Below are 3,628 nucleotides of genomic sequence, written 5' to 3'. Positions count from 1 at the left end.
GAGAGATAGGGATTTGAACCCTAGATAGGCTATTAACCTATGCCGGTTTTCAAGACCGGTGCTTTCGACCACTCAGCCATCTCTCCGCAGCGGGGCGAATATTAGGGGATTCTATTTCACTTGTGAAGCTTTTTTTTCAATTTATTTGCCAACCGCACAATAAACATGCAACCCGAGCATTATACAATCAAATTTTAAAATTAAATTGAACTAAACGCCCTACTTCACCGTTCTAATAAAGGAATAGAATTGCCACCTAACATGTTAATTGATATGCTGTTCGCAGTTCTGAAACCTAACAGGAATGCGTTTCAATTTAAGGAGTTATTTATGAGCTTTAATCACACGTACTCTTCGCCAAAATCGGCGCAGTCGGTACTTGAAACAAATAAAGTATTACGCAACACCTATATGCTTTTAGGTATGACATTGTTATTTAGTGCTGTTACAGCAGGCATTTCAATGGCAATGCAATTACCTTATTTAATGGGTCTTGTATTTAGTATCGGCGGTCTGATCACCTTATTTGTAGTTAACAAGAAAGCAGACAGTGCATCTGGCTTACCATGGGTATTTGTTTTTACAGGTCTTATGGGTGCGGCACTCGGTCCAATGTTAAATTACTATGCAGCAATGCCAAACGGCCCCATGCTTATCATGCAAGCTTTGGGATCTACGGCACTGGTATTTTTTGGTTTATCAGCCTATGCAATGACGACTAAGAAAGACTTCTCTTTCCTAGGTGGTTTTTTATTCGTAGGTTTAATTGTTGTTGTACTAGTAAGCCTAGTAAACCTATTCGTAGGTAGCTCAATCGTATTTATGGCGATGAACGCTGCCATCGTATTTATTATGTCTGGTTTAATTTTGTTCGACACTAGCCGTATTATTAACGGCGGTGAAACAAATTATATCCGTGCAACTGTTAGCCTATACTTAAACGTATACAACTTATTTACGTCTATCCTGCATCTACTAGGTGCAAATAATGACTAAACGCTAAAAGTTTAATAAAATAAGCCCCGTTCTTCGGGGCTTTTTTATAGGTAAATTTTGGCCAATATTATTATTAGTTATCATGCAAGTGTTACCGCACACGACAGTTTGCAACATTTGCTACGTTTCACTAAAAGCGCACTCGCGCTAGGACACACTGTATCTGGGGTTTTTCTCTATCAAGATGCGGTGTTTCACGCCAGTAATCATTTTTCATTGCCGTCAGATGAGTTACAAGTAACTGATATTTGGCAATCGCTGGCCGATTTAGGTATTAAACTTACACTTTGCGTTACTGCAGCCGAAAAACGAGGGCTCGATATTACAAGCTGTGAACCCTTTGAAGTTGCAGGTCTTGCCGAATTCGCGATGGATGCTAGCAAAGCTGATAAATGGGTGCAGATTAAATGAAAAACTACCTAATTGTGTGTAATGCTTCTCCTTTTAATGACGGTAGTCTCAAAGAAAGTCTTGATATGGCGCTCATCTTTGCCGCTATTGATCAGCAAGTTAGTTTGCTTTTACAAGGCGATGCACTTTATGCCCTACTTCAAGGCCAATCAATTGGGTCACTCGAGATTAAAAATTACTTGAAAACCTTTGGTACCCTGAGCCTTTACGATATTGAGCACATTTATGTGTGTGAACACTCAATGAAGCAACGCGGCTTAGATATTACTCAGTTTGCATACGACATCATTACGCTCGATACCTCAGAAAAACAGGCTTTATTTCAACAACAGCATCAGGTGGTAACAATATAATGCTGCATATATTTAATAAGCCCTTATCGCATTATCAACAGCATCAACTTATTATTGCCCCCGATGATAAGCTTTTACTGCTATCCGACGCCTGCTACAGCATTAATTGCTATATTGATGCATTTTGTCAAAACACCCTATACGCACTTGATGTTGATATGAAGGCACGCGCAGTCTCAAACGAAAAGATCATCACAATTTCTGATCAGCAGTGGGTTGAGCTCATTGTTGACAGCGAACAACATATTACTTGGTAATTAACATGAGCTATTGCATAAACGATAAAACTATCGACACTGATAAAGAGGGTTATCTGAAAGATTTTAACCAGTGGAGCGAAGCGCTCGCCCCTATCATTGCTGAGCAGGAAAATATCACTCTCAGTGATAATCATTGGGAAGTTGTGCATTTTGTGCGAGATTTTTATCTTGAATTCAATACCAGCCCAGCAATACGTATGCTAGTAAAAGCCATGGCAAAAAAACTTGGTGAAGACAAAGGAAACAGCAAGTATTTATATAAATTATTCCCTAAGGGACCGGCGAAACAAGCTACAAAAATTGCAGGGCTACCAAAACCAGCACGCTGCATTTAACCTGGTTGGTTAAATTTAGATAAATAAAAAAGCCAGCATTAACGCTGGCTTTTTTAGCAATAAGCAAATGCTTATAGGATATCTAATAACTCAACATCGAAGATAAGTGTTGAGAAAGGTGCGATTGATGCACCAGCACCACGCTCGCCATAAGCTAGGTCGTGTGGTACGTATAAACGCCATTTTGAACCAACTGGCATCATCTGTAATGCTTCAGTCCAACCTTTGATAACACCGCCTACTGGGAACTCAGCTGGCTGGCCGCGATCGTAGCTGCTATCGAACACGTCACCATTGATTAATGTACCGTGGTAATGAGTACGTACTGTTGACTCAGCTGTTGGCTTGTCGCCTTCACCTGTAGTTAGTACTTCATACTGTAGACCTGATGCAGTTACCGTTACTTCAGCACGCTTAGCGTTTTCAGCAAGGAAAGATTCGCCTTCAGCTGCAAGTACTTTTGCTTCTTCTTCACGACGCTTTGTGATCTCAGCATTAATTTCTTCAAACGCTGCTTGAATAGCTGGGATCTCAACTTGGAAATCAGCACCCGTGTAAGCATCTTTCATGCCTTCAAATACTGAGTTTAAGTTTAAACCTTCAAATGGGTTTGATTTAAGTTGCTCACCCATTTGTAGACCGATACCGTAGCTTGCTTTTTCAGCATTTGAATTAAATTTATCTGACATAATCTCTATACTTTATTTAAGTTATAAAAATGCCAGTCTAACATAGATAACACCCACTTGTTACCGCAATTACTGACTTTTACTGTGTAACAACTCTAACTTACTTTGTGCTAACAATGCCAAAATTGAAATCACCACATTCGCCAGTAACAAAGGCCAAATCAACGCCAATTGATAAGCAAATAATGTCGGTAAAAGTGCCGATGCAAATCCAACTGTTAAAGAGAAAAGCAAACGCTGATGCGTTTTAAAGTACTTACGTGTGGTTTGTGCTACAAGCAAGTTAAATACAAATAAGCCCAATGCTGTTTGCCACTCGCTAATCAGGGAGTCCGCCCCCACTTGCAGGTAATCAGTAAGCAATAAAATACCTTGTTGCAGCACAACTGCATAAATAACCGCAAATACTAACACCAGAAAAATCGACTTCGCTTTATTATTCATAATAAACTCCAAAACGAAAAAAACCGCCTAAAGGCGGTTTTGGGAATGAGGTGGCGGAGAGATAGGGATTTGAACCCTAGATAGGCTATTAACCTATGCCGGTTTTCAAGACCGGTGCTTTCAACCACTCAGCCATCTCT

At 40.0% G+C, this 3,628-nt stretch carries 7 protein-coding genes; 5 read left to right on the top strand and 2 right to left on the bottom strand.

The features are described from left to right. Positions 1 to 330: 330 nt before the first annotated feature. Genes AN214_RS21520 through tusE form a run of 5 tightly spaced genes read left to right on the top strand, consistent with a single transcriptional unit; the run spans position 331 to position 2,355 of the window. Entirely contained in the window at positions 331 to 996 is a 666-nt protein-coding gene (locus tag AN214_RS21520) for a Bax inhibitor-1/YccA family protein (protein ID WP_054981590.1), read from the top strand. 57 nt (positions 997 to 1,053) lie between these two features. Continuing rightward, complete coding sequence (tusD, locus tag AN214_RS21515; protein WP_054981589.1) at positions 1,054 to 1,407, top strand: sulfurtransferase complex subunit TusD; 354 nt, start codon at positions 1,054 to 1,056, stop codon at positions 1,405 to 1,407. Next, positions 1,404 to 1,760, top strand: a complete 357-nt coding sequence (tusC, locus tag AN214_RS21510) for a sulfurtransferase complex subunit TusC (RefSeq protein WP_054981588.1) — start codon at positions 1,404 to 1,406, stop codon at positions 1,758 to 1,760. Before tusD ends, tusC begins: the two co-directional genes overlap by 4 nt. Further along, positions 1,760 to 2,017, top strand: coding sequence for a DsrH/TusB family sulfur relay protein (locus AN214_RS21505; protein ID WP_054981587.1), 258 nt, complete (start codon positions 1,760 to 1,762; stop codon positions 2,015 to 2,017). The genes tusC and AN214_RS21505 overlap by 1 nt, the downstream gene beginning before the upstream one ends. 5 nt (positions 2,018 to 2,022) lie before the next feature. After that, on the top strand, positions 2,023 to 2,355 hold the full coding sequence (gene tusE / locus AN214_RS21500) for a sulfurtransferase TusE (RefSeq protein ID WP_054981586.1): 333 nt from the start codon (positions 2,023 to 2,025) through the stop codon (positions 2,353 to 2,355). A gap of 71 nt (positions 2,356 to 2,426) precedes the next feature. On the opposite strand, the gene AN214_RS21495 is transcribed toward tusE, so the two are convergent. Both AN214_RS21495 and AN214_RS21490 read right to left on the bottom strand, forming a co-directional pair. Next, positions 2,427 to 3,044, bottom strand: a complete 618-nt coding sequence (locus AN214_RS21495) for an FKBP-type peptidyl-prolyl cis-trans isomerase (RefSeq protein WP_010560002.1) — start codon at positions 3,042 to 3,044, stop codon at positions 2,427 to 2,429. 69 nt (positions 3,045 to 3,113) lie between these two features. After that, positions 3,114 to 3,488 (bottom strand): hypothetical protein, encoded by a 375-nt coding sequence (locus AN214_RS21490; RefSeq protein WP_054981585.1) that lies wholly within the window; start codon positions 3,486 to 3,488, stop codon positions 3,114 to 3,116. Positions 3,489 to 3,628 lie beyond the last annotated feature (140 nt).

Origin of the sequence: Pseudoalteromonas sp. P1-9 (assembly GCF_001399975.1) — a bacterium.
GTDB lineage: Bacteria > Pseudomonadota > Gammaproteobacteria > Enterobacterales > Alteromonadaceae > Pseudoalteromonas.
The sequence above is the reverse complement of the archived record's forward strand: the minus strand, read 5'-3'. Positions and strand labels throughout refer to the sequence as shown.